Raw genomic sequence first — 292 nt, forward strand, 5'->3', positions numbered from 1 at the left:
AAAGCGATCGACGCGGTTCCAGCCGTAGAAGCTGACCATCAGCGCATCTTTTTTCAGCACGCGGTACATTTCATTACAGGCCGGTTGCAGCCATTCATCGGTTTTATCGCCGGCGATGGTGCGCCCGGAACGGTCACGGAAACCGACGAGATACGGCGGGTCGGTGAGGATGAAATCGACAGCATTGCCCGGAAACGTGGCCATAACACGCACGCAGTCACCCAGGATAAAACGGGACATAACAGCACTCCTTCTCTTACAGAGGACACCGGGAGGGCACCCCTGTGGTGCC

At 57.2% G+C, this 292-nt stretch carries 1 protein-coding gene; it reads right to left on the bottom strand.

The window, feature by feature from the left end:
- A partial coding sequence (locus tag LZP73_RS20170; protein WP_267960267.1) for a DNA methyltransferase occupies positions 1-240 on the bottom strand: 240 nt, incomplete at its 3' end.
- Positions 241-292 lie beyond the last annotated feature (52 nt).

Origin of the sequence: Shewanella sp. AS16, assembly GCF_021412365.1 — a bacterium.
Taxonomy (GTDB): domain Bacteria; phylum Pseudomonadota; class Gammaproteobacteria; order Enterobacterales; family Shewanellaceae; genus Shewanella; species Shewanella salipaludis.